The organism is Dyadobacter sp. LHD-138, assembly GCF_030929615.1.
Taxonomy (GTDB): Bacteria; Bacteroidota; Bacteroidia; order Cytophagales; family Spirosomataceae; genus Dyadobacter.
Window position 1 is genome coordinate 1 of sequence record NZ_JAVFVU010000049.1, and the last position, 22,193, is coordinate 22,193.

At 43.9% G+C, this 22,193-nt stretch carries 26 protein-coding genes; 14 read left to right on the forward strand and 12 right to left on the reverse strand.

The genetic code is table 11. From position 1 onward, the window contains the following. The 3 genes from RB622_RS26690 to RB622_RS26700 form a co-directional block, all read left to right on the forward strand. Positions 1–408 (forward strand): transposase (locus RB622_RS26690; RefSeq protein WP_308049849.1); only part of this gene is annotated, 408 nt, incomplete at its 5' end. 67 nt (positions 409–475) lie between these two features. Then, complete coding sequence (arr, locus tag RB622_RS26695) at positions 476–904, forward strand: NAD(+)--rifampin ADP-ribosyltransferase (protein WP_308049851.1); 429 nt, start codon at positions 476–478, stop codon at positions 902–904. An 81-nt stretch (positions 905–985) separates the two neighbouring features. Further along, positions 986–1,129 (forward strand): hypothetical protein, encoded by a 144-nt coding sequence (locus tag RB622_RS26700; RefSeq protein WP_308049852.1) that lies wholly within the window; start codon positions 986–988, stop codon positions 1,127–1,129. Here RB622_RS26700 and RB622_RS30410 read toward each other — a convergent pair. Beyond that, positions 1,085–1,285, reverse strand: a complete 201-nt coding sequence (locus RB622_RS30410; RefSeq protein WP_409021988.1) for a transposase — start codon at positions 1,283–1,285, stop codon at positions 1,085–1,087. The genes RB622_RS26700 and RB622_RS30410 overlap by 45 nt on opposite strands. Positions 1,286–1,862: 577 nt before the next feature. Here RB622_RS30410 and RB622_RS26705 point away from each other — a divergent pair. The 4 genes from RB622_RS26705 to RB622_RS26720 all read left to right on the forward strand — a co-directional run bounded on the left by RB622_RS26705 (position 1,863) and on the right by RB622_RS26720 (position 4,421). Next, positions 1,863–2,111, forward strand: a complete 249-nt coding sequence (locus RB622_RS26705; RefSeq protein WP_308049853.1) for a hypothetical protein — start codon at positions 1,863–1,865, stop codon at positions 2,109–2,111. Positions 2,112–2,156: 45 nt separating this feature from the next. Continuing rightward, the gene (locus RB622_RS26710; protein ID WP_308049891.1) at positions 2,157–2,351 is read left to right on the forward strand and encodes a helix-turn-helix domain-containing protein; all 195 of its coding nucleotides are present in this window, start codon (positions 2,157–2,159) and stop codon (positions 2,349–2,351) included. A 255-nt stretch (positions 2,352–2,606) separates the two neighbouring features. Then, the gene (locus tag RB622_RS26715; protein ID WP_308049854.1) at positions 2,607–3,452 is read left to right on the forward strand and encodes a glycerophosphodiester phosphodiesterase family protein; all 846 of its coding nucleotides are present in this window, start codon (positions 2,607–2,609) and stop codon (positions 3,450–3,452) included. Positions 3,453–3,572: 120 nt separating this feature from the next. After that, positions 3,573–4,421 (forward strand): ThuA domain-containing protein, encoded by an 849-nt coding sequence (locus RB622_RS26720; protein WP_308049855.1) that lies wholly within the window; start codon positions 3,573–3,575, stop codon positions 4,419–4,421. Positions 4,422–4,603: 182 nt separating this feature from the next. Here RB622_RS26720 and RB622_RS26725 read toward each other — a convergent pair whose 3' ends face one another. Continuing rightward, entirely contained in the window at positions 4,604–6,106 is a 1,503-nt protein-coding gene (locus RB622_RS26725; RefSeq protein WP_308049856.1) for a choice-of-anchor I family protein, read from the reverse strand. A gap of 288 nt (positions 6,107–6,394) precedes the next feature. Between RB622_RS26725 and RB622_RS26730 the strand changes: the two genes are divergently transcribed. The 4 genes from RB622_RS26730 to RB622_RS26745 all read left to right on the forward strand — a co-directional run bounded on the left by RB622_RS26730 (position 6,395) and on the right by RB622_RS26745 (position 8,810). Then, a complete protein-coding gene (locus tag RB622_RS26730) occupies positions 6,395–6,649 on the forward strand; it encodes a hypothetical protein (protein ID WP_308049857.1) in 255 nt (84 codons plus the stop codon). Positions 6,650–6,868: 219 nt separating this feature from the next. After that, positions 6,869–7,468, forward strand: coding sequence for a Crp/Fnr family transcriptional regulator (locus RB622_RS26735; RefSeq protein ID WP_308049858.1), 600 nt, complete (start codon positions 6,869–6,871; stop codon positions 7,466–7,468). Between the two features lie 53 nt (positions 7,469–7,521). Then, positions 7,522–8,445, forward strand: a complete 924-nt coding sequence (locus RB622_RS26740) for an NAD-dependent epimerase/dehydratase family protein (RefSeq protein ID WP_308049859.1) — start codon at positions 7,522–7,524, stop codon at positions 8,443–8,445. Between the two features lie 41 nt (positions 8,446–8,486). Then, on the forward strand, positions 8,487–8,810 hold the full coding sequence (locus RB622_RS26745; protein ID WP_308049861.1) for a hypothetical protein: 324 nt from the start codon (positions 8,487–8,489) through the stop codon (positions 8,808–8,810). Between the two features lie 423 nt (positions 8,811–9,233). On the opposite strand, the gene RB622_RS26750 is transcribed toward RB622_RS26745, so the two are convergent. The 10 genes from RB622_RS26750 to RB622_RS26795 all read right to left on the reverse strand — a co-directional run bounded on the left by RB622_RS26750 (position 9,234) and on the right by RB622_RS26795 (position 19,802). Continuing rightward, positions 9,234–9,917, reverse strand: a complete 684-nt coding sequence (locus RB622_RS26750) for a hypothetical protein (protein ID WP_308049862.1) — start codon at positions 9,915–9,917, stop codon at positions 9,234–9,236. A 144-nt stretch (positions 9,918–10,061) separates the two neighbouring features. Then, on the reverse strand, positions 10,062–11,720 hold the full coding sequence (locus RB622_RS26755; protein ID WP_308049863.1) for a molybdopterin-dependent oxidoreductase: 1,659 nt from the start codon (positions 11,718–11,720) through the stop codon (positions 10,062–10,064). Positions 11,721–11,930: 210 nt separating this feature from the next. Then, positions 11,931–12,287, reverse strand: coding sequence for a PKD domain-containing protein (locus RB622_RS26760; RefSeq protein ID WP_308049864.1), 357 nt, complete (start codon positions 12,285–12,287; stop codon positions 11,931–11,933). A 64-nt stretch (positions 12,288–12,351) separates the two neighbouring features. Next, positions 12,352–12,735 (reverse strand): hypothetical protein, encoded by a 384-nt coding sequence (locus tag RB622_RS26765; RefSeq protein ID WP_308049865.1) that lies wholly within the window; start codon positions 12,733–12,735, stop codon positions 12,352–12,354. A gap of 61 nt (positions 12,736–12,796) precedes the next feature. Further along, the gene (locus RB622_RS26770; RefSeq protein ID WP_308049866.1) at positions 12,797–13,543 is read right to left on the reverse strand and encodes a succinate dehydrogenase/fumarate reductase iron-sulfur subunit; all 747 of its coding nucleotides are present in this window, start codon (positions 13,541–13,543) and stop codon (positions 12,797–12,799) included. A gap of 19 nt (positions 13,544–13,562) precedes the next feature. Next, positions 13,563–15,473, reverse strand: coding sequence for a fumarate reductase/succinate dehydrogenase flavoprotein subunit (locus RB622_RS26775; protein WP_308049867.1), 1,911 nt, complete (start codon positions 15,471–15,473; stop codon positions 13,563–13,565). 51 nt (positions 15,474–15,524) lie between these two features. Beyond that, the gene (locus RB622_RS26780; RefSeq protein ID WP_308049868.1) at positions 15,525–16,958 is read right to left on the reverse strand and encodes an anion permease; all 1,434 of its coding nucleotides are present in this window, start codon (positions 16,956–16,958) and stop codon (positions 15,525–15,527) included. Between the two features lie 16 nt (positions 16,959–16,974). Further along, the gene (locus RB622_RS26785) at positions 16,975–18,156 is read right to left on the reverse strand and encodes a porin (RefSeq protein ID WP_308049869.1); all 1,182 of its coding nucleotides are present in this window, start codon (positions 18,154–18,156) and stop codon (positions 16,975–16,977) included. 40 nt (positions 18,157–18,196) lie between these two features. Beyond that, positions 18,197–19,081 (reverse strand): lysophospholipid acyltransferase family protein, encoded by an 885-nt coding sequence (locus tag RB622_RS26790; protein WP_308049870.1) that lies wholly within the window; start codon positions 19,079–19,081, stop codon positions 18,197–18,199. A gap of 88 nt (positions 19,082–19,169) precedes the next feature. Then, complete coding sequence (locus RB622_RS26795) at positions 19,170–19,802, reverse strand: hypothetical protein (protein WP_308049871.1); 633 nt, start codon at positions 19,800–19,802, stop codon at positions 19,170–19,172. A 266-nt stretch (positions 19,803–20,068) separates the two neighbouring features. Here RB622_RS26795 and RB622_RS26800 point away from each other — a divergent pair, with 266 nt between their 5' ends. The 3 genes from RB622_RS26800 to RB622_RS26810 all read left to right on the forward strand — a co-directional run bounded on the left by RB622_RS26800 (position 20,069) and on the right by RB622_RS26810 (position 22,193). Next, positions 20,069–20,512 carry a hypothetical protein gene (locus tag RB622_RS26800; protein WP_308049872.1) on the forward strand — a complete coding sequence of 148 codons (444 nt, stop codon included), beginning with the start codon at positions 20,069–20,071 and terminating at the stop codon, positions 20,510–20,512. A gap of 131 nt (positions 20,513–20,643) precedes the next feature. Continuing rightward, positions 20,644–21,192: a DUF4833 domain-containing protein gene (locus RB622_RS26805; RefSeq protein WP_308049873.1), complete on the forward strand. Its 549-nt coding sequence runs from the start codon at positions 20,644–20,646 to the stop codon at positions 21,190–21,192. Positions 21,193–21,257: 65 nt separating this feature from the next. Further along, the gene (locus RB622_RS26810; protein WP_308049874.1) at positions 21,258–22,193 is read left to right on the forward strand and encodes a hypothetical protein; all 936 of its coding nucleotides are present in this window, start codon (positions 21,258–21,260) and stop codon (positions 22,191–22,193) included.

Consider the following 22,193-nt stretch of genomic DNA (forward strand, 5'->3'; position numbering starts at 1 on the left):
TTTGCAGCGCTGGAGGTAGCAACAGGGATAGTCAATGCAAAAACAACGCAAACCAAAACAAGAGTAGATTTTATTGCTTACATGGATGAACTTGTTGAAGAGTATGGGAAAGACACAGCGTTGCATGTAATACTCGACAATTACTGCACACACAAAAAGAATGATAAATGGCTGGAAGACAATAAAAATGTCACATTTCACTATACTCCTACATCAGCCAGTTGGCTGAATCTTGTGGAAGTCTGGTTTGGAATTTTCACCAGAAAATCATTAAACGGAGCCAGTTTTAGTAGTACTCAAAAACTATGTGAACATATAAAAGCTTATGTAGATTCGGTTAACCAAAACCCAATTCCATTTATTTGGAAGAAAAGAGAGGTTAAGGGAAGTCAACTGAAAATAATATAGCTAACTTTCGCAATTAAACAATATTAGCGGATAGTCATAAGTAACGGATAGTCATATAATTATAACCATGGAAGACAATCAAACCATCCCAACCGCCCATAGCCCTTTTGTGCAAACATACTTCCACGGCACAAAAGCAGACCTGAAGATTGGGGACTTCATCAAAATTGGCCTTAGCTCAAACTATGGGCAAAGAAATAGTGCTAAATACATTTACCTCTCGGCAATGCTGGATGCCGCTATCTGGGGCGCAGAGCTTGCAGCAGGCGAAGGGACTGAAAGAATTTATTTAGTCGAACCGACGGGCCCCGTTGAAGACGATCCTAACTTAACCGATAAAAAATTCCCCGGGAACCCTACAAAGTCTTATCGCTCGTTGCACCCTTTTAAAGTTGTCGGTGAAATCACAGTTTGGCAATCGCACACGGCAGAGCAGCTAAAGGCTATGAAAGACGCACTGGCAAAACTGAAAGCGAAAGGGATAGAAGCATTGTAAATACCCCCACCACCATCAGTACCGGAATTATCTGATATTGCGCATTGGCTGATTGTTGGTGTTGCACCGTCTCCAAACAGCATGATTGCCCCACCCTGTCCGCGTTTGTTTGTCGTAAAAACGCAATTTATGATCTCGGGCGGAGACGAATACAGCGCAATTCCTCCGCCCGATGATGCCTCAATGGCTACGCCGATTACCAATGAAATTGGCTGCTTGTCGTAGTACTTTGGCTATGTGATTTTTTCCGGAAAGCATCCTATTACCAATCAGTTTTCCGCCGCTGATTTTATTGTTTGGTAAAAGACCGAGCCAGCACGGAAAGCTCTTGGCTATGGAAAATTTGTGTATTAATCCAACAATTGGAATGTTCTTTTTAATGTTTAATTAAAATTTAAGACTGATATAGAGCATGTCGACAGCACTCAAATTATAGTCAAAACCCTTTTGACGGAATTTGACTTCCCGCGGTGCTAACGCTGGATCATTGGTATTGCGCCTGATCCCAGTTCGATAGAAGTTTACGTGGAGAATTCGTAACCACTGATCACCTCAATTCGGAAATTAAAAGCAGGTCTTATCGGCTGGAACTGACCAGTACAAGAAAATGATTGACAATAACTTAACACATACCAAAGAATTATCAACTGACGGTCAATCCGTCACGAAATCAGATGATCAATGCTTCCAAATTCTCCACCTTTTCTGAAAATTACACCTGCCTGAACTGACCACTCAGAAGCAAATTGGCATGCTCCCAACGATGTGGATGATATTCTTTCAAAAGGTTAACATACCTACGCGATATTTCTTGAAGTCGCTCATCATTAATAATGAGGTTAACTTTATTTATTGTATGTTGGAAACCAAACAGCACAATGCAGTTAAAAGAATTGGCTTCACAAAGTAAGATTATACATTTAGTTTTTAAAGTAAAAAAATTTAAAATACCCATTCCATGAACAAAAACAGGACGATCACGTTCATTTTCCTTGCCATAAACGTATTTAGCTGTAAACATGAAAATGTTAAATCTGGCATGAAGGATAATGAACTGATCACGGTGTCGCCAGCATTTGAAAAATACCTTATAGAAAGTAAAATTGATCCTAATCCTATTTCGGACGGAAAAATTCCATACGGTGCAGTCAAAGAGATTGACAGCCTTACGATTACTTTGCCGGGTAATCACAATAGCTTAAAATGACTTGAATACTTTACAAATCTGAAATACCTAAAATACATTGGCTTTCTGAACCCGACCAATACTACCAACCAGTACTATTATGCCTTCGGTGCCCACTACCAGTTTATCGAAAAGAAAAAGAAACCGATCGATGTTTGCTATGAAGTAGGCTTTGAAAACCTCTCGCACTTTTCGTATGCTTTTAAAAAACATTTTGGATATGCGCCTACGGCGTTGATTGGACAAACGTCGAGTCAATAACAACCAGTTTGGTTGTTATTGACTGGTGTGACATACTTTATGAAATTCTCCGGGAATTTCTCATGACGCATAAAGAAATCATTAACAATCCTAAAAACGGGCATTTGAAATAGTCTCAAACCACACAACACCGGTATTAGTATTACACCATATGAATTGTGCCCCGTGGCCTGTAAAAACAGGCTCGCTGGCACAGCTCAATATGCACAGATACCTTGAAAATATACTTTAATCTTTACAAATCCATTTTATAGCATGCGTAGATTACCCCTAGTTCTAATATGTATACTGAGCTATTTACCTGTTACGGCTCAAAACCGGGTCGATAAAATAAGAAAAGAGTTTTTTAATACTTCATCAGACAATATTATGGTGGCTTCCCACCGCGCAGTTCACCATCATTATCCTGAAAACTCAATCCCCGCCGTCCGGGAAGCAATCAGACTGGGGGTTGACATTGTAGAGATCGATGTAAAAGTGAGCAAAGACGGAGTGCCCATGCTTATGCATGACGGCAAAATAGACCGCACCACCAACGGAAAAGGAGATCTGGAAACACAGAACTATGAAGATTTGAGAAAATTACGACTCGTAGCCAATGGTCGGTTGACCGACGAGAAAATCCCAACTCTTGAGGAAGTTTTACTGGTTGCCAAAGGTAATATCCTGGTTGATCTTGATTTAAAAACCAGCAATATTGATAAAGTAATCGAGGTTGTTCGCAAAACTAAAACAAAGGATATTGTTTTCTATTTTGACAGTGACTATACAATCTTATCGAAAGTAGATTCCATCGAAAGTAGTAGTATGTTAATGCCCAGGGCATATACTTTGGCTATGGCCGACTCGGCTTTAAAGTTATACAGCCCCCGGGTAATTCATATCGATACCGAGTTTTATACGACCCAGCTGACGAGCATGATAAAAAAAGGTCGTGCCAGAGTATGGATTAATGCACTGGGCAAGCCGGATCAGGAGATTAAACAGGGGAATGCAAAACAAGCCGTAACTGAGCTTATCCAAAACGGTGCAAATATTATTCAAACCGACGAGCCCGAGAAATTGTTAAAGTATCTTCGAAGTGTTCATTTACATCCGTAGATTCTTTTTAAAAATGGCAGCGCATACTTTTTTTTCAGCGCTGTGTAAACTGTTGCCTGGTCAGGACTTTTTTTTGCAATTTGCTGCGCTCAATGCCGGGTAAACCTACCAAGCTGACGTATGAAAAAAATTATTACAATTGTTTTCCGGTGTCTTTTGGGACTTGTCGTACTGACGAGTGTAGGAACAGCGATTTTCATCTATAAAATCACCTATGGCTTTCCCGTAAGTTATGAAACCGAAAAGCCAGTGATAAATTTCCCGCAGCGGCAGCCAGCCATATTGGTTTTTTCCAAAACAACCGCCTTTCGGCATTCAGAATCTATTGAGGCCTCAAAATCTGCTATTTCAGAGATGGCCCGCCGAAATAAATGGTTCATTTATGAAACCGAAGCGGGCGGCATATTCAATTTACAACAACTTGCGCACTTCAAGGTCGTAGTCTTTAATAATGTTACCGGGCGTGTCCTGAACGAGCAGCAACATCAAGCCCTTAGCAAATACATAGAGAACGGCGGAAGTCTGGTAGGTATTCACGGGGCTGGTGATAACTCGCATCACTGGCCCTGGTACGAAAAGTACTTAATTGGTGCAAGATTTTCACACCATTCGCTCAGCCCGCATCTACAAAAAGCCGTAATCCATCTTCAGACAGGAGCGGACACGCTACTTACCAATAACTTGCCGCATTCCTGGAATCATACAGACGAATGGTACGTCTTTTTTAACAAGCCAAAAGAGGTTCATGTAGCCGCTTACATCAACGGCAATAGTATCAAGCCCAGTGGAAATCTGCTTTGGATCCGGGATAAAAACTTCGGCATGGGAAGTTATCATCCGGTTGCGTGGTATCGCCGGGTTCATAAAGGCAAGACTTTTTACACATCCATGGGGCACTCAGCCGAAGCCTGGAAAGATACCAGGTTCCTCCATTTGATCGAAAATGGACTTCGTTGGTCCATTCAATAAATTTATCGATCGCGACAAAAAGCGTATGATCCATACAAAGGAAAGTAAAACGAGAAGTATTAAACACAGGTCAAAGGCAACCTATCTAAAAAAATCATTCAGCGCGTAAAGTAAAAAACACAGGATTAACCGCAGTAGCAGAATCATCCTGTGTTTTCGTATTGCTGACTATATTTTATAATCTACTTTGTCTGATAAAATTTGACGGTCCCGTCTCCCTCATTACTGGCAACCAGCAGCGCTTTACCATTGGGACTTTTATCCGCAGGTACAAACAGAATCCCCTCAGGCGCATCTCCTGTTTTTATCATTTGAAGAAATTTAGGAATTGAAGGATTGGTTAGATCATACACTGCGATCGCGTCAACGCGTTCAAGTGCTACAAATGCAACAGGTTTTCCATTCATCAACCCAGTCGTCACGCCTTCCGGCTCCACACCTTTATCGTCAGAACGATCATCATCATACATATCGGCGTCAATCGCCTGCTGTTCCAATCCCCTGCCTGATTCGTGAACAAGCTGACCATTACCCGCATTGTAAATACTAAACCCTCTGCCACCAAAACCATACAGAACATCATAATCTCCATCCTTATCGGTGTCGCCCAGCGTACTTGTAACGCGAAGACGGCCCAGATTCTCAGGTAATTTAAGTGCGACCGCGGTTGGAAATGCAGTTGCATCAAGTTTTAGGGAGCTCACGCGCGCCTGCTCGTCAAAAGCTGCATACTCCCGGGCATCGCCTTCATTGGCAGTGATCAGATACCCGCTTCCGTTTACTGAAAAATATGAGATGGCATCAGGGAGGAAGAATGACTTAACCGGCCACTGTGCCAGTGCTATTTTATTATCCTTATCACTGGCATCAACCGCATTAATCATCAGGCTGAAATCTTTCGTTCCCAGCGGGTTTATTTTCAAAATAACGCCATTTACAAGATCAATTTCAGCAATTCCATTATTTTCCTGCAAGGTTACAAAAGCCTTTTTTGAATCGCCAGAAACCGCTACATATTCCGGCTCAACATCCTGAGCAAAACTCGCGTTAGGACCGTAAATACGGAAACCGTTCGCTGCAAGCTGGGCATAGGAACCTGCAAATCCGCCAAATGTGAGCGTCTTTACGTTATAATTGTCCTGAACATCAATGATCGAAACCGAACCCTCCGGATCAACCTTGTAATCTGCACTCGGTTCACCTTCGTTTGCCGTAACAATGTATCTGCCATCCGGACTGAATGTCACCATGTCCGGCAAAGCACCAACCTGAATTTGCTTGATCTGCGCCAGTGACGACGTATTTACGACAATCACACTTCCATTGGCCTGCTTGTTGGTAGCCTCAAGAGCAATGGCCAGCTTTCCATCAGAAACGGCCACGCTGTTGGCAACACCACCCAAAGCAGATACATTAATGGGTTGCAATTTTTTAATGGTCGGAAAGGCGGAAAGATCAAGAACATCGACAATGGCAGCCGCTTCGTTATTGACAGTAAAAAGCCGCTTTGTCGCGGGATCATAGGCCGAGATTTCCGAGGCCGCCAAACCACCAAGGTCGATGGCAGCGACCTCATGAAATGCCACAGGATTTTCAGCGCCGGGTCCTTCAATGTTATGATCGGTACAACCGAAGACTAACAGAGCCAATAAGCTCATTGCGGGAATAGTATTTTTTTGCAACATGTGATTGTGAGTAGTTAGACAATAAAATTACGTCCGGTCTCATTTTATTTATCTCATTTTTAAAACCTTAACAATCTCATAATCTTGACCTGGCAGGAGTAAATCCAGCAGTTCCAGCCAGGCACTCGATTACCAAAAAATAAATTCGTGCTTATTTAGAAGATACATTCTTTAACTGCCAAAAACTTAACACAAGACACGTTTTTGAAGTCCAAAGTTTACATTGACATCATCATCTTGTTATAATAATCAGAGAACTTGCAGCCTCGAACGTTATTTATCCCGGATATGAACTTAAAGAAAAAGTCCTTAGAAGCTGACATTATTAAAGCTGTCGAGTCGCAGCTAAGCGCTTCCCACGCCCTTTCAGAAAAAGCAAAAGGTCGTATAAAAAAATCCGCAACAAAACTAGCTGAGAAGCTTTCTTCATTGTTCGAAAAAGAAGAAAAGAAAGCCTCGGAAAAAGCGAACGATCAAGAAGTTGCCGACAGCGATTCTCCGAAAGCAAAAAAGCCTAAGAAGAAGAACGAAGCAGATAAGTAAACAAATCCGTTTCGCATATTTTCGGGCTTTCTGTTGATTCCGTTGCTTGGCAGCGTCGTGATTTTCTCTTTACATCCCGTTATTTTAAAATAATGGGATGTAAAGATCTTCAGTATTGTTAAGAATACACTCCCCTGAATACGACATTTTCAGACCCGATTTCCCAATCGTCTTTGGAATTTAACAATTAAAAAAATAACTTGAAAGATAACCTAAGACGTGTTAGACGTGCACCACATTGACCTGATCGAAACGATTAAGAAAGAAGTCCCCGTCACCAAACTCGAGGCGTCGATTATTCAGTCTTTTTTTACCGAAAAAAAATACAAAAGAGGCGCCCTCCTACTTCAGGCTGGTGATGTGGCTCACGAAGTATTTTTTGTAGTTAAGGGTGCCCTGCGCCAATTTTATGTGGACGAAGGCGGTCATGAGCGCACCTGCCATTTCACTTTTGAAAAGGATTTCGTTACAGACCTGGAGAGCTTTTCCCAGCAGATAAAGTCCCCTTCTTCCATCAAAACACTTGTCAATACAACTTGCCTTTGTATCCGTCACGATGAGCTGAAATCATTATTGAACCAATCGCCTGCGATGGCAGAATTTTTCAGGATCTGCATCCAAGGTGTCGCAGCCAAAAGCATGCAGCGTACCAAATCCTTGCTGTATTTCTCCCCGGAAAAACAGTTTATTGAACTTCTTGAAGAGCGGCCGGAAATTTTCCGGCGCGTTCCCCAACATTATATCGCCCAATATCTGGGTGTTGCGCCCGAAAGCCTTAGCCGGATCAAAAAACGCCTGATGGTACAGGCAAAATCTTAACCTGCGTCAATGTTTATTGCTATTAACGCACAGTACCTTTGCAAGAAAAAACAATGCAAACAATACTCGGATCAGGTGGTGCAGTGGGTATTCCACTGGCCAGGAACTTAAAAACTTACACGGACCGTATTCGTCTGGTGTCCCGCAATCCAGTGCAGGTAAACGGGGATGACGAACTCTATGCAGCCGACCTTACACAAGCGAACCAGGTTGACGCCGCCGTGGCGGGTTCGGAAGTCGTCTATCTGACAGTTGGTCTAAAATACGATACTAATACCTGGCAAAAGCACTGGCCCGTGGTCATGGCCAATGTCATTAATGCATGCATTAAACACGGTGCACGGCTGGTTTTTCTGGACAACATCTACATGTACGCAGAAAGCGAAATCCCGCACATGAAGGAAACATCCGCCTGCAAGCCATCCAGCAAAAAAGGTCAGGTAAGGGCCGATTTGCAGACAATGCTCTTTGAGGCAATTAAAGAACGTGGACTGAAGGCGCTGATTGCCAGAAGCGCTGATTTTTATGGGCCGTCAGTTAAAAACAGCCCCCTCGCAGTAATGGTTTTTGACCAGTATGGGAAGGAGAAAAAGGCATTTTGGCAAATCGATGCGAACAAGTTCCATGCGTTCACTTATGTGCCTGATGCTGCACAAGCCGTTGCCCTGTTGGGTAATACATCCGATGTTTTTGGTGAAATATGGCACTTACCCACATCTGCTGAAAGGCTGACGGGAAAGCAGTTCATCGAAAAGATAGCCTTGGAAATGCATTTAGAGCCCCGCTTTTATATTTTCTCACGGCTGATGATGAGCCTGATTGGCCTTTTTGTTCCCATTGTGAAGGAGTTACGTGAAATGGCCTATCAATACGATCGTGATTACGTATTTGACAGCAGCAAATTCGAAGAGAGGTTCTCTTTCTCACCCATAGGCTATACGGAGGGAATTAAGCATATGATCAATAGTCAACATTAACAGAATCTTCAACGATTCTTTCTCAGGAGTGCTTTCCCCCGATGGCAGTGAAAATTACTGTGCATGTGGTTGCTAAATTTGCCCATGTTCAAGACTTTTTAAGATGGTCAATTTCAAGAGTAATCATAAGCAGTCCAAACAACCTTAAGCGCATGACTTTAACTGATAATATCAATGAGATGATCCAGCTAACTTGTGCGGAAAACACCAGAGTTGAAAGCGCATTTGCCAGGCTGGAATTATCAAAGGGTGAGTTTTGGATCAAAGAAGGTAAAATATGCAAGCAAATTGTTTTTCTGCAAACTGGAAAACTCAGGGTCTTTTACCACGACAATTCTGGAAACAAGATCACCTGTTATTTATAACCGCAAATCAATTTATTATGACGAAGAAAAGAACTTCCATGTTGCAATCCCAAAGTGCAAATGAACGCTACGAGCTTATGATAAAAGAAAATCCTGAAATTCTTCTGAGTATCCCCCTACAAATTTCAAGTTTTACACCCCATCAACTTAGTCATTAATGGAGTAAGATGACAGGCAAAGTTGACATGGTCGCATGCATTTGCGACCGCGTTTTTAACTGGCTTAACAAATGGCAATTCTTGGTGTCAGCTCACGTTACTTTCTCTTTTCCATTGTTGCGGGACTTTTTTTAAGGTGATATTTAAATCACAAACACCTGAAAATAAAATCATTAAACCGATCCACCTTTCGCATTCCCAATAACATTAATTTGTTATCACTACTTTGATTACCTCCATCCAGTGCATGTGAAACTTTTGACTGTTAGAAGTCAAATCTTAGCGACAATCCCAAACTAAGCGTAGATATATCAAATTCCGATGGTTTTATTCGGATTTTGCCAAGTTTGGATCCCATCTTTCCCTTAGCCGAGGTATATTCAGTGAAGAGATTAACCGAAATTTTTTCAGTAATTCCTTGTCTCAATTGCACACCACCCATGTATGCAAACGGAATATTTCCGCTTCCATCCAGGACGTCCTCGAACAACACAGCCCCCTGGGGATCAAAGACCGTAATATTAAAGGCGTTTACTTTTGTAAACATCACACCAAAGCCTGACTTCAATTGCAGGTGCAACTTTCTTCGTAACGGCAATTCTATTTGAGGACCAACCAGCAACGTAATGGGCTCATAAGCAGCATCGCTGATACGCGTTTCATACCCTAATACTTCCGTAAATTTTCTGGCGAGTCCCTTTGTATCGATTTCATTTTTCTGATAACTGAACCTGGTTGCCAATGATAGCCATTTAGCAAAGCTTTTAGGCTTCGCATTATTTTCCAATAAGAATCCCCAGCCTGATTTCGCAAATCCGCCGCCATCCAGGTGTGACGAACCAAATTTCCCAGTGGGAAAACTCCGAAAAACCCCAATGGTATGTCTCTCCTGAGCATAGCTGTGCAAGGAATAAGAACATAGCCAAAGGAACAGTAATATTTTTTTCATAATAAACTCTTAGTATGATTGTAAATGTTATCTTCCGTTGCACACGGGCTAACTGGCCCAGTAGACCTGAATCCAGGTTCTTATTTTAAGAATCAATCTGCACATCAAACCAGCTGCCAACGCGTGATCCTGAACAGGTTCTCATTAAGTATTCGCTAATAAGTCAAAATATTCATCATCCTGATTTTTACCACCAAAACCTTTTCCAACGGTGCTGTGCGATTCAACAAATTCGATCCTCTCTACCCATTTTACCATTTTGTATCCCAGCTGATTCTCCACTCTTAAGCGCAACGGAGCCCCATACGTCACCGGTAATGGTTGATAATTCATTTCCCAGGCAAGGAGCGATCCCGGTTTTAAGCAATTATCTAACGAATGTGTGTCGTAATAAACCCCTCCGTAAAGACCTTCACCGAAGGAATAAAAAACAACTGTTGTGGCAGTCGGATGCGGTCTAACGACCTCAATCAATTGCTTTAATGGCACACCTCCCCATTCGGCAATTCCTGACCAACCCTGGATGCAATGATGCATTGTGATGCTCTCTTCCTTACCCAAGGCAAACAAATCTTCCAGGCTCAGTTCAACGGGATTGTCTACAAGACCGTTTACTTTCAGTTTGAAGTCCCTGAAATTAGTCTCTGACAATTTTCTCCACATGCGTGATTCCGGAATTTTCCCATTCGGCCAGAAAAATGGAGTGATGTCTTCTTTCTTGTAGTAAGCTTTCGGCTGAAGCCGATCGATAGAAAACTTCCATAAATTTCCATTTATGGTTGCTTCGGCGCCTTGGAGCAACCGCGGTTTTTTCCAGGATAACCAATGTGCAAAAACGGCGAACAAAATAGTAAACCCGACGATCGAAGCACCAATCATGATCCCCAGTGAACTTGTTTCACTATCGGTCCCCAGGGTGATGTGATTCATATTGCGTTTAAGGCCTGTCATAATAACCAGCCCGACGTGCACAACAAGGAAAATTACGTAGGAAGCCATGACAAGAAAATGAACAGATCTCGCACCTTGCCTATTTCCAAATATTTTTGGAAGCCAGTGAAATCTGTTCTCTATTGCTGGCGACATGGCCATGCCACTGACAATCGCAACTGGCGCCAGCACAAAAATCACTGCGAAGTATGTCAGTTGTTGAAGTGGATTATAGTGATAAAATCCGTTCGGCTCAGGAGGAAAATGAAAGGTAGCGTAATGTACAAAGTAGGCCCAGGCCTGTGGCAAAATTTGAAATGTTGCAGGAACAATCTTTTTCCAATGATCATCATTAAATAACAATACCACAAATATCAAACCATTCAACACGAAAAATGGAACCGCGATAAAATGCCAATGTCGGGCCAGGCCGACAGTGTGCCTGTAACCGGGTAATCCTACGATCGGGTTTATGTAACGTGCATCATCTTTCGCAGTCCAAAGACGGTCTTTCGGAACTTTGACTGGTGTAAACCTAAGCCATTCGGTACCAGGCGTACAGCCGTTATTCCAGTAAAGTCTGGGGTGGTCTGCAAGAATGGATAATCCGCTTCGGATTATCGTTATCAGAAAAAAAAAGTTAACCCAGTGACTTAATCTTACCCACTGCGGGAAGCCGACAGATTCACCCGATTCCGTCGGTGACTGTATTTCTGGCAATCCAAAAATCAAAAACTGCGCCCAGGAGGTTCCCACAACCGTCAGAAATACCAAAGCTAGACCAATCAAAATATCTGGTTTCAGACCCAGAACAAACCTTCGATCGTCGGGATAATGCACGGCCTTCTCGGCTGGGGTAAAGTTTAAAGACATATCATGTAGAGCTAGGTTATTTTCCCTGTCAGTTGCGGAATCGCAATTCTCAGTCAGCAAGTTGGCGACAGATCAGGACGAGTCCAATGACAATCATAATGGCTAGGCTCCCGTCAGAAATGGGCTATTTTGGTATCCTCTCTTCCAATTTTATTGGACGGGAGGATACCAAACATCATTACGAACTGCTCATCCTGCAAAGTTTCGTCACTAGTTGATTACGACAGATCTTACAGGATCACTTTCACAATGAGATTTACCGTCTGTTACTTTAATTTTCGCCTTGACGTTGTAGGTTCCACTGGCAGCATAAGTATGATCTACCGTTTTTCCCGTTCCGGTCTTTCCGTCTCCAAAATCCCAGGTAACTGAATCAAAGCTATGCGAGCCCGAATACTTACCCTCGAAATGGACGAGCTTAGGAGAGGATGCGTCTACGGTGTAATGTAGTGACATAAACACAGATTCTCCGGTACAGTTGATAATCGATTCCAAAACCTTTTTACATGAAACCTCAAAAATACAAACTGAACCCAGAATGATGCACGACAAAAGTTTCCTTTTCATAAAGTTAAATCTAAGGGGAAAAATAAATAAGACATATTTTTGGTTTAAATGCTGGTTTATTAACTCATTTGCCACACTGCTGAGCAGACTGCATCGCATCCAGCGAAAGGTCCATCGCCTTTTTTGAAATAGAGCTCAAGTCCTCAACTGATGTTGCATCTACACCCTTCTCAGCAATGGTGAACGCAGAAAGTGAATACGTTTCTGCATTGGAACAGCCGCACTGGGCTGCGTAAGCTGCCGTCTCCTTCGCGTTTTGTAAGGCTTTTTTCAATGCTTTTTTCGCGTTATCCAATGACGAAGCCTTATTGACCTTCTTAAATTGCGCGTAGGCCATTTCACTATAAGTAACGGCCATCATGCAATTGCTTTTACCCGTAGTATCTAGTGGACATAGCGTTGTAAATAATGTAAACAAAAAAACGGTGATAATTCCAATCTTCTTCATATCAATCATTTTAATTTAAAGTTTGGCATTTTTAAATTTCAGCCAATAAACTCATACTCCTTTAAATAGAAAACAGTGAGGTAACCAAATACTCCCGGTTCATCCTGGCGATATTTGATATTGAAATCTGCTGAGGGCATTCTACTGCGCAAGCCTCAGTATCCGAACAGGCCCCGAATTTCTCCGCATCCATTTGCAAAGTCATTTTCCGTACCCGAACCCTGTGCTCAATTTTACCTTGCGGCAACTGGGCTAAATGGCTGATTTTCGCAGAAGTGAAAAGTGCTGCGCTTGCATTTTTGCACGAAGCGACGCAGGCGCCGCAGCCGATGCACGCAGCCGAATCAAACGCCGATTCTGCTGTTTCATGAGCTATCGGAATACTATTTGCCTCAGGTGCCTGACCGGTATTGGCCGAAATAAAGCCACCTGCCTGGATGATTCTGTCGAATGCTGAACGGTCAATTTTCAAATCACGCAGTACCGGGAATGCTGCCGCACGAAATGGTTCTATTAAAATAGTGTCGCCATCCTGGAATGTCCTCATATGTAACTGGCAAGTTGTCGTATGATCAAGCGGGCCATGAGCCCGGCCATTGATCATCACCCCGCATTGTCCGCAAATACCTTCCCGACAATCATGATCAAATTCTATAACCCGCTCATTTCGGGAAATAAGCAGCTCGTTGAGCGAATCGAGCATTTCTAAAAAAGACATATGCGCATCTACCTCGCTAAGATCATAGTCGACAAATTTTCCTTTTGCCTCAGTACTGTCTTGTCGCCATATTTTGAGATGTATTTTCATTTCCCAGAAGTTTAGTACCTTATTTATAACTGCGAACGGTTAGTTTCACGTTTTCAAATGTTAACTGCTCACGGTGCAGCTTGTGCTCGGTCGTAGCACCCTTCCATTCCCATGCTGAGACAAAGCAATAATCTGCATCATTTCTGACTGCTTCCCCATCCTTTGTCTGAAACTCCTCCCGAAAATGGGCTCCGCATGATTCCTCGCGACTTAGAGCATCAAGGCACATGAGCTCTGCCAGCTCAAAATAATCTGCAACGCGCCCTGCTTTTTCCAGTTCGCTGTTAAGCAGATCATCCCCCGTTACATTCAAGTCCCGGTAAAATGAATCTTTCAACGCCCGTATATCGCCGATAGCCTCCCTTAATCCCTCCGCGTTCCTTGATAGTCCACATTTGTTGTAAAGTAACGCTCCCAGGGTTTTATGAAAATGATCTACCGAAAGCGTTCCTTTAATGGCAAGAAGTTTTTCAAGTTGCTGTCTGACGGCTGCTTCAGCCTCTTCAAAGGCTGGGTGGTCGGTTGACGGCCGTGTGACGTTAATCTCATCAGCCAGATAATTGGGAATGGTGTAAGGTGCAATAAAATAACCATCCACACTGGCCTGCAACAAAGAGTTGGCTCCTAATCTGTTTGCCCCGTGGTCGGCAAAGTTGGCCTCACCTAACGCAAAAAGACCTGGTATGGTCGTCATCAACTCATAGTCAACCCATAGTCCCCCCATTGTGAAATGTGCCGCCGGAGAAATCATCATGGGCTCCTGGTAGGCATCAATCCCGGTAATTTTTTGGTACATCCTGAAAAGGTTACCATATTTTTCCCTGATTTTTGCTTCACCCTGCTCTCTAATAGCTTTGGAAAAATCCAGATAAACTGCATTTTTCATTGCTCCGACGCCATGACCAGCGTCTATGCGCTCTTTGGCGGCCCGGGACGAGATGTCTCTTGGCGACAGGTTACCAAATGCCGGATAGCGACGTTCCAGATAATAATCCCGCTCATTTTCTGGTATCGCTACTGCCAATCGCTGATCCCCCTGTTTTGAGGGAACCCATATTCTTCCGTCGTTTCGTAAAGACTCCGACATCAAAGTGAGCTTAGATTGATGAGAACCCGATTGCGGAAGCGATGTAGGATGGATCTGAATCCAGCTCGTCGCAGCCATAAACGCTCCTTTTTTATGTGCCCGCCAAATCGCGGAGCCATTGCATCCCATGGCCAGCGTCGACAAATAATAGATTTTCCCATAACCTCCCGTCGCTAGCACAACCGCATTGGCGGCGTGTCTTTCGATCTTTCCGGTCACAAGGTCCCTGGTGATGATGCCCGCTGCTTTTCCATCGATCACAACCAAATCCAGCATTTCGTGGCGGGTAAAGGTCTGCACCTTCCCTACACTTACCTGCCTCATCAGCGCCTGATAGGCGCCCAGAAGCAACTGTTGACCAGTTTGCCCACGCGCATAAAAAGTTCTTGAAACCTGTACACCACCAAACGAACGATTATTGAGATAGCCCCCATATTCTCTTGCGAAAGGAACTCCTTGCGCTACCGATTGATCGATCAAGTTGAGCGAGCATTCGGCCAAGCGGTAAACATTGGCTTCTCGGGAACGAAAGTCACCACCTTTGATCGTATCGTAGAACATCCGGTACACATTATCGCCATCGTTCTTGTAGTTTTTCGCCGCATTCACCCCACCCTGTGCGGCTACTGAATGCGCTCTTCGGGCAGAGTCCTGAAAACAGAACGACTTGACGTGATATCCCTGTTCTGCCAGCGACGCCGCACAAGACGCTCCAGCCAGGCCAGTGCCGACAACAATAATTTCGAACTTACGTCTATTGGCAGGATTCACCAGTTTTGCATGCTCCTTATAATGTGTCCACTTTTCTTTCAGAGGTCCTTCCGGAATTTTAGCATTCAGCATAAACAATTTTAATTTTGAGTGTAAGTACTTTAAAACTAAGATCGGATACCACTACCACAACCCGATAAGTTTCCACCATCCACCACCGATCAGAAACCAGACAGCCAAAAAGAGCACGCTTAAAAAGAAGCCGTGCTTCCACCAGTCTCGCATATCGACGTAAGTGCTTCCGAAAAAAATAGGTGCCGGACCATGACCGTAATGTGTGATCCCCCCCATCAGCGTGGGACATGCACCCAGAAAGATTGCAAGCATTGTCCCGGGAATCCCCGCGGAAATACCAACAGCCAGGAAAACCGGATACATCGCGGCCGCTTGCGCAGTAGCGCTCGCAAACATGTAATGACAATAACTATATACGAGGATTATCAGCGGAAAAGCCATTTGCCAAGACATCTGCCCCATTTGCTTCCCTACCAAATTCCCGAACCAACCTACAAAACCCAAAGAATTGAGGTAAGAACCCATCATTACCAGCGAAGAAAACCAGACGATCGTATCCCAGGCCCCTTTTTCAGCTTTCACATCCTCCCAGGTTAGTACATTCGTAAGCAGTAATATACATAGCCCTATTAACGCCCCAGTGGTGGCATCGACCTGAACTGTGCTTCCGAAAATCCACAGAATTAGCAGTGTAATAAATGTCGTGACCATAAGCCACTCCTGCTTTGTAACTGGGCCCATTTCTTTCAACTTCTCAGCCGCAATTTGAGGTACATCAGAGGTTTGGCGTAGCTCCGGCCCATAAAATTTGTAAAGATAAAGCGGGATTAAAAGAAAACAGACCAGCCCCGGAATCAAAGCCGCCCACGCCCAACTTCCCCAGCTTATCGTAATGCCTAGGTCTTTGGCAAACTTTTGCGCCATTGGATTACTTGCAGTTGCTGTCAGGAACATGGAAGAAGTAATCATATTAGCATTGTAACTGCTCAATGTGAGAAAGGCTCCAATCCTGCGGTGCGTCTCAGGTTTCTCGGGCACCGAACCCATATTGATCGCAATCGACTTCATGATCGGAAAAATCACCCCTCCGGCGCGGGCCGTGTTACTGGGGATCGCCGGGGCCAGCAGTAAATCAGCAATATTGAGCCCGTAAGCAAGCCCAAGTGGCCCTTTACCGAAAATACGGATAAAGTTGTAAGCAAGCCGGGTACCAAGCCCTGTTTTGATAAAGCCTCTGGCAATAAAAAACGCGAGCCCAATAAGCCAGATCGTTGAGTTACCGAAACCACTTAATGCATGGGCAATGGATTTGCCTGCATCACCCGGTGCGAGCACCTGCGTCGCAGCGCATAAGGTAATACCTAACATTGCCATCGTACCCATTGGCGCGGCTTTCATAATGATGCCGGCAACGGTCGAAATAAATATGGCCAGCAAATGCCAGGCGTTGGACTTCACACCTTCGGGTGCGGGAATAAACCAGATCGAAAGACCGATGGCCAGGGTTATCAGCAAGGAGACGGGTTTAATTTCTTTCATCATAGAATATTTACAGGGTTTAAATCCTTATTTGTAACTGGACATAAGCGAGCTGACGGGTGTAGGTCGTGGACAATGGAACATCCCTTTTATTCCAGTCCACGGATACCCCCAGTTGAATGGCGGCATAAAATTCATCAGCAAAAATGAGCGACACGTTTGGAATGAGCGTCTGATGGGGGTTACTTTCACGACGATAATGCTCGTCAAGATATTCGTAGCGCGCAGAGAACTCTATGGCCCTCACCCTTGGCTTCTTGTACTCAAACCGCAACGTAGGAAAGAAGTAAAAACCCTCCATCCGGTACTGATCCAACCCGGGTTTACCCACAGAAGCGTCAGCATTGTAGGCAGTGAAGTTGGAGCCGTTTTTGTATTCGGCCATTAAGAGCAATTTCCATTTTTTGGAAAGATCGATGCGTGTCGTGGCATCGCCACCCCAGCTAGATCCCTTTCCGCTTTCCCCTAAACTACCAAAGGCTCCATTCCCGGCCACAACCAGTTGTTTCAGCGGTTGGAATTCCAGCCGACCATAAAAATTCTTTTCATTGTTGTCATCGGTCAGCTGATTTTTATTATTACCATTGTAGGCGCCGGCAAAATATCGCAGCCTGTCATCCTTCGTCACACTTCCGAACACAGATAATCCGATCTGAAAGCTCTGCCAGCCGTTACGGCCAAAAGCATAATACTGGTTGGAAAAATCAAGTGTGCGCACGATGTCTACCGGCAGAGCGTCCTCTATCCCATAAAACGGACGAAACTGTCCCGCCTGCACATTGAAATGTTTATTTAAGGTATACTTAATATAAGCATTTTCAAGAACCTTTCCCGATGTATTGGTATTATTAAAATCGGCAAAATTCACCAGCACATTGGCTGAAAAATGATCATTGATATTGGCTTTGAACATCACCCTGGCCCGTTTGACCATAAATGTGTTCGTAATGCCTTTTGTGCTACCGGGATCAAAATTTTTTCCGTTCACATCAACATCCTTATTCAGCGAAGCAACGTAGCGCGTTTGCAGTACGCCTGCAATTGAGAAAGAGCGTTTATATGAGGAAAAATTCTTACCGATACTATCGGGATTGGTCTGCGGATGTGCGGCTTGCAGCGAGGTTACATCGTGCTGCTGCGCATAGGTTCTTTCAGCAAAGATCAGAACAGTACAGATTAAAGCAGTAAAGGTTTTTAGCATAAGACTATTAGTGAGAGGCGACTAAGAAACAACGACAACCTTATCGGGTGACAATTCCGACTTGTGGCTCCAACAATGGTTTCCATCTATTATGCGACCAGAGCCAGTGAGACGGAAATTTGCCGATATTTTCCTCAAGCATATGGTAGTAAGTCTCGGTAATCTCCATCGGAGTGCAACCCTTGGCATTCTCTGTGACAACGTGAAAAGTGTAATCGTAATGAAACCGCGACTTTTTAACGCATTCCAAAAACAACACCGTTGCACCTGACGACTCCGCAAGCCGTTCAGCACCGATTTGCACATGTGTAGGCCGATTCAAAAACTGTACAAAATGCTTGCCACTGCCCGGAGCAGGCCGCTGATCCGCGATGACAACAACCATTGATGGCTCGCCTCTTGCTCGCAACGCAGCTAGTGCGCCCCGAAAAAAATATTTCTTCGGGATTAAATTCACTCCGAACATAGATCTCATTTTGAGAATGTAGCGGTCAATCACTTTACTCGAAAGGGGTGTATAAGCTGTGTATGTCCTGAACCCCTGGATCTTCGGAAGGTTAATAAGGTATTCCCAATTTCCGCAATGGGATGCCAGCGTTACTACATTTTTGCCTTGCTTATAAAATCCATCCAATAGCTCAATGTTGGTATAGTTGGCAAGTCTTTTTCTGGTACCGCCATCGACAACTATAAACAATAACTGTTCTATAACCAAATCGCCAAGGTGTCGATAATAATTCCGAGCATAGGCCGCTATTTCACTTTGACTTCTTTCCGGAAATGACTTCGATAAATTATCAATAATTACAGCATATCTGTATCGAAACATCCGATAAACAAACAGGTATACGACAAATGACAATCCCGAAGCAATACACAGCAAGAATCTGATAAAAAAGTTATGGGCAGTTACTTGTCGTTCCATAATAACGTCACGATGTAGAGTTGATTGTAAGGATCCATATGCCACAATAGAGCTTTACCCTTAGATTTAGGGGGATAAACCTCTTTGGCTAAAAGGCGAACCAAGGATAAGGCTTCGTCGCAAATTCCAAAGCCCTGGGAAAATTGTCGCTTAATTTTCTTTTGAATTTGGGAGCTATAGACGGATTTCCCGGGTAGCCTTTGCCATTCCAGGCAAGCAGCCGGTCACTGCCGCCACTATAAACCACCAGGTTTTTCCATCCCATCGTCTTTTGGTCCAGGATTATGAAAGGAAAATCAGCTACGGTAAAATGGGTGATCAACTCCCCTTCCTGCGATAAGAGCAAGGCCGTACAGCCTCCCGATCCGCACCAGTTCATACCCGTAAAACCAACCAAAAATTCGCTTTTCCCGTCATCATTCAGGTCAGTCTCATAGTATACGAACCGCCGCGCTGATGAATCAGCATTCATAAGCTCTTTTTCCAGCACCTTTGGAAGCACTTTGCTTATCCGCATGGCAGTTTTGATATCCGCTGTCCCGGATACATAATCTCCTGCCGCGATCGTATCCGATGGATCCGGATCTGTCGGAGCGCTTATTTCGACACTGTCGGGCCTGGCTTTTTCAGAGATTTTTCCCTTTCCTGAATCATCGCTTTTTGTACAGCCGGAGACTCCGATAGCAATTACACCAAGAGACAAAAGAATTTTTCGTAGCATAGAAGTTCGTTTTCATGGTTGATAAATTCAAACGACAGGCTGCTCTCGGAGCAATCTGCATAAATTATATTTTCCCAATTTTTGTTTAACAAAATCAGTCAAAAGAAAACCTAACTTTTCCTATATCCCGCGCTTCCTTAATACCTCAATGTTACAAAATATTTCTACAATTTCAGTTTATGTTGGTAAAAAAAATGTCTAGTATTGCTAAAAGTCCCATGACAAACAATCAGATAATATTTTGGGTACAATAAATTGCACAATCAATGGAAAATGCAAACGTGGCCACATTCCTCTTCTTTGTTTCTTTACTTGGAGGGGGTATCAAACGGGCGGCAGAAAATATGGAGGCAGATATACTTAGCATCAAATTACCGGACTCGGTCCTGATCGCACCTGCTGTAATCTCCAATACAACCATCCCGGCGTTTGTGAAGTATGATAAAATGAACATCAAGGCATTTGCACCTGATTTCGTGCTTACAACCGGCGCGAGGATAAACCCAAAAACCGGTATTGCTCAGGATTTTCCCACACCAGTTACCTATACAGTACGATCAGAGGATGGTAATTGGCAGAAACAGTACCGGGTTAGCCTATTGCAAAACACCGTGTCCGGCAACTTTGTCTTTGAAAACTGGACACGTACGTCCGAGGCAAACTACAAAACACCCTATGAAGTAGCACTAGGAAGGCAGCAGAACGTATGAGCATCCAGCAATTCCTCATTATTTTAAGCTACACAATCTTTTTGCAAACCTGCTTAGTCTATCACTTTTAAAGACTGGCATATTATTTGCAATCATGACTGAAACAAAAAATTCACATACTAAACTGGAACATGTTGATCAAATTCTACACACTATTATCCGTTGTTGTAATTTCTTACACAACAGCCTGCGCCCAGAAATCTCCGCCGCCGGACGGCTCCTGGCCTGTTCCTGACGTCCCAAATCTCTTATTCTACATTCAGCGCGACCCGGATATCAACACCGTCGTTTATACCTTAAATACGGATGATTCCGGAGCTATCAATCAGAAAGATCCCATCAAGATTTTCTGGATCAAATATACTGAAGGCGCAACGCATAAACCGCTGAATATCTTACAGAAAGACCTTGCATACGGGCTGTCTGTAAAACCCAAAGGGCACGAACAGTATGATGTCAAGGCGGTCGCCTATCCCAAAATGGCGATGCTGCTTCTAAAAGGAAAAGATAATAAATACCACATCAGTCTTTCACTAAACAACCGTCAGTGCGTGTTGAAACGGATCTTCATCCGCATTGTCGGGGGCAATCACCTGCATCCTGATGTTGCGTACCTGGATTTCCATGGTACCGAACTCTATACCGGAAAGGTGGTTACAGAGCGGGTATTCCCGGATTAAATTTAGCAAGTCAACAATAAATCAATTCATTTCCATTTCAGGCAATTCAAATCCATCGTACACTTATGCAACAACGTCGAAAACCAAATGCGTCAAAATGCGTGCTACCGCCAGGCAAAGCCCTGAGCCCCGGAAAGAAACTCATGCGCGCCGCCCGGAGCACATTTGTAATTCTGTCAGCTTCACTGTTGACCGTCAACCCCAACCATAGTCATGCCCAAAGTTCTGGCGACCCCTCCTATCTGGGTAATTCGAAATACATCGAAATCTCAGCCGGTACAGGACTTGGGCGTTTGAGGGATTTTGCCACTTCCCCGCTTTTTTATGAAGGATCGGTAAGCCGGATCGCCGGATCATTATCCAGACTGGGACCGATGCGTGATATCTCCACCGGTATCGTCGTCACAAGAGGCACGCTAACCAGCGATTACAATGATCACAAAGCACAGGGCACGCTTACAACGTTTTCCGTGCATCACGCACGCCTATACCAGATATTCAAAAACGGATCGGACAGGTGGAATTTCAAAGTGGGTGGAGAAGCCAATCTAACCGGAAATTTACGTATAAATCAGTCATTCAGGAATAGTGCTGTCGGCATCGAAGCATTCCCTGTCGTCTTTGGTACTTTTAAAGTGACTAAAGATCTGAGCAGAACAACAGGCCGTCGCGGAAAAGAACCGATGAAAAAAAGCTTGTCATTCAAGCTCAACGCAAGCATTCTCAGTTCTTCATTTAGAAACGGATATTCGTACCTGGGTATCGGACAGGTAGTAGATAAAACAGGCATTGATGGCTTACTGGACGATTATCGCTTCAAAGCATTCGGCGTTAACTCTCTGAGCACCAGTGTCGATTACACACTTTGGTTAAAAAACAAAAACGGATGGCGGTTCTCGTATGGCTGGGAGGCTTACAAGACCAGAAAAGATTACGCCGATTTCGAAATGGCTTCTCATACCCTTCGCGTCGCGCTGCTGTTCAACACAAAAAATAACTAA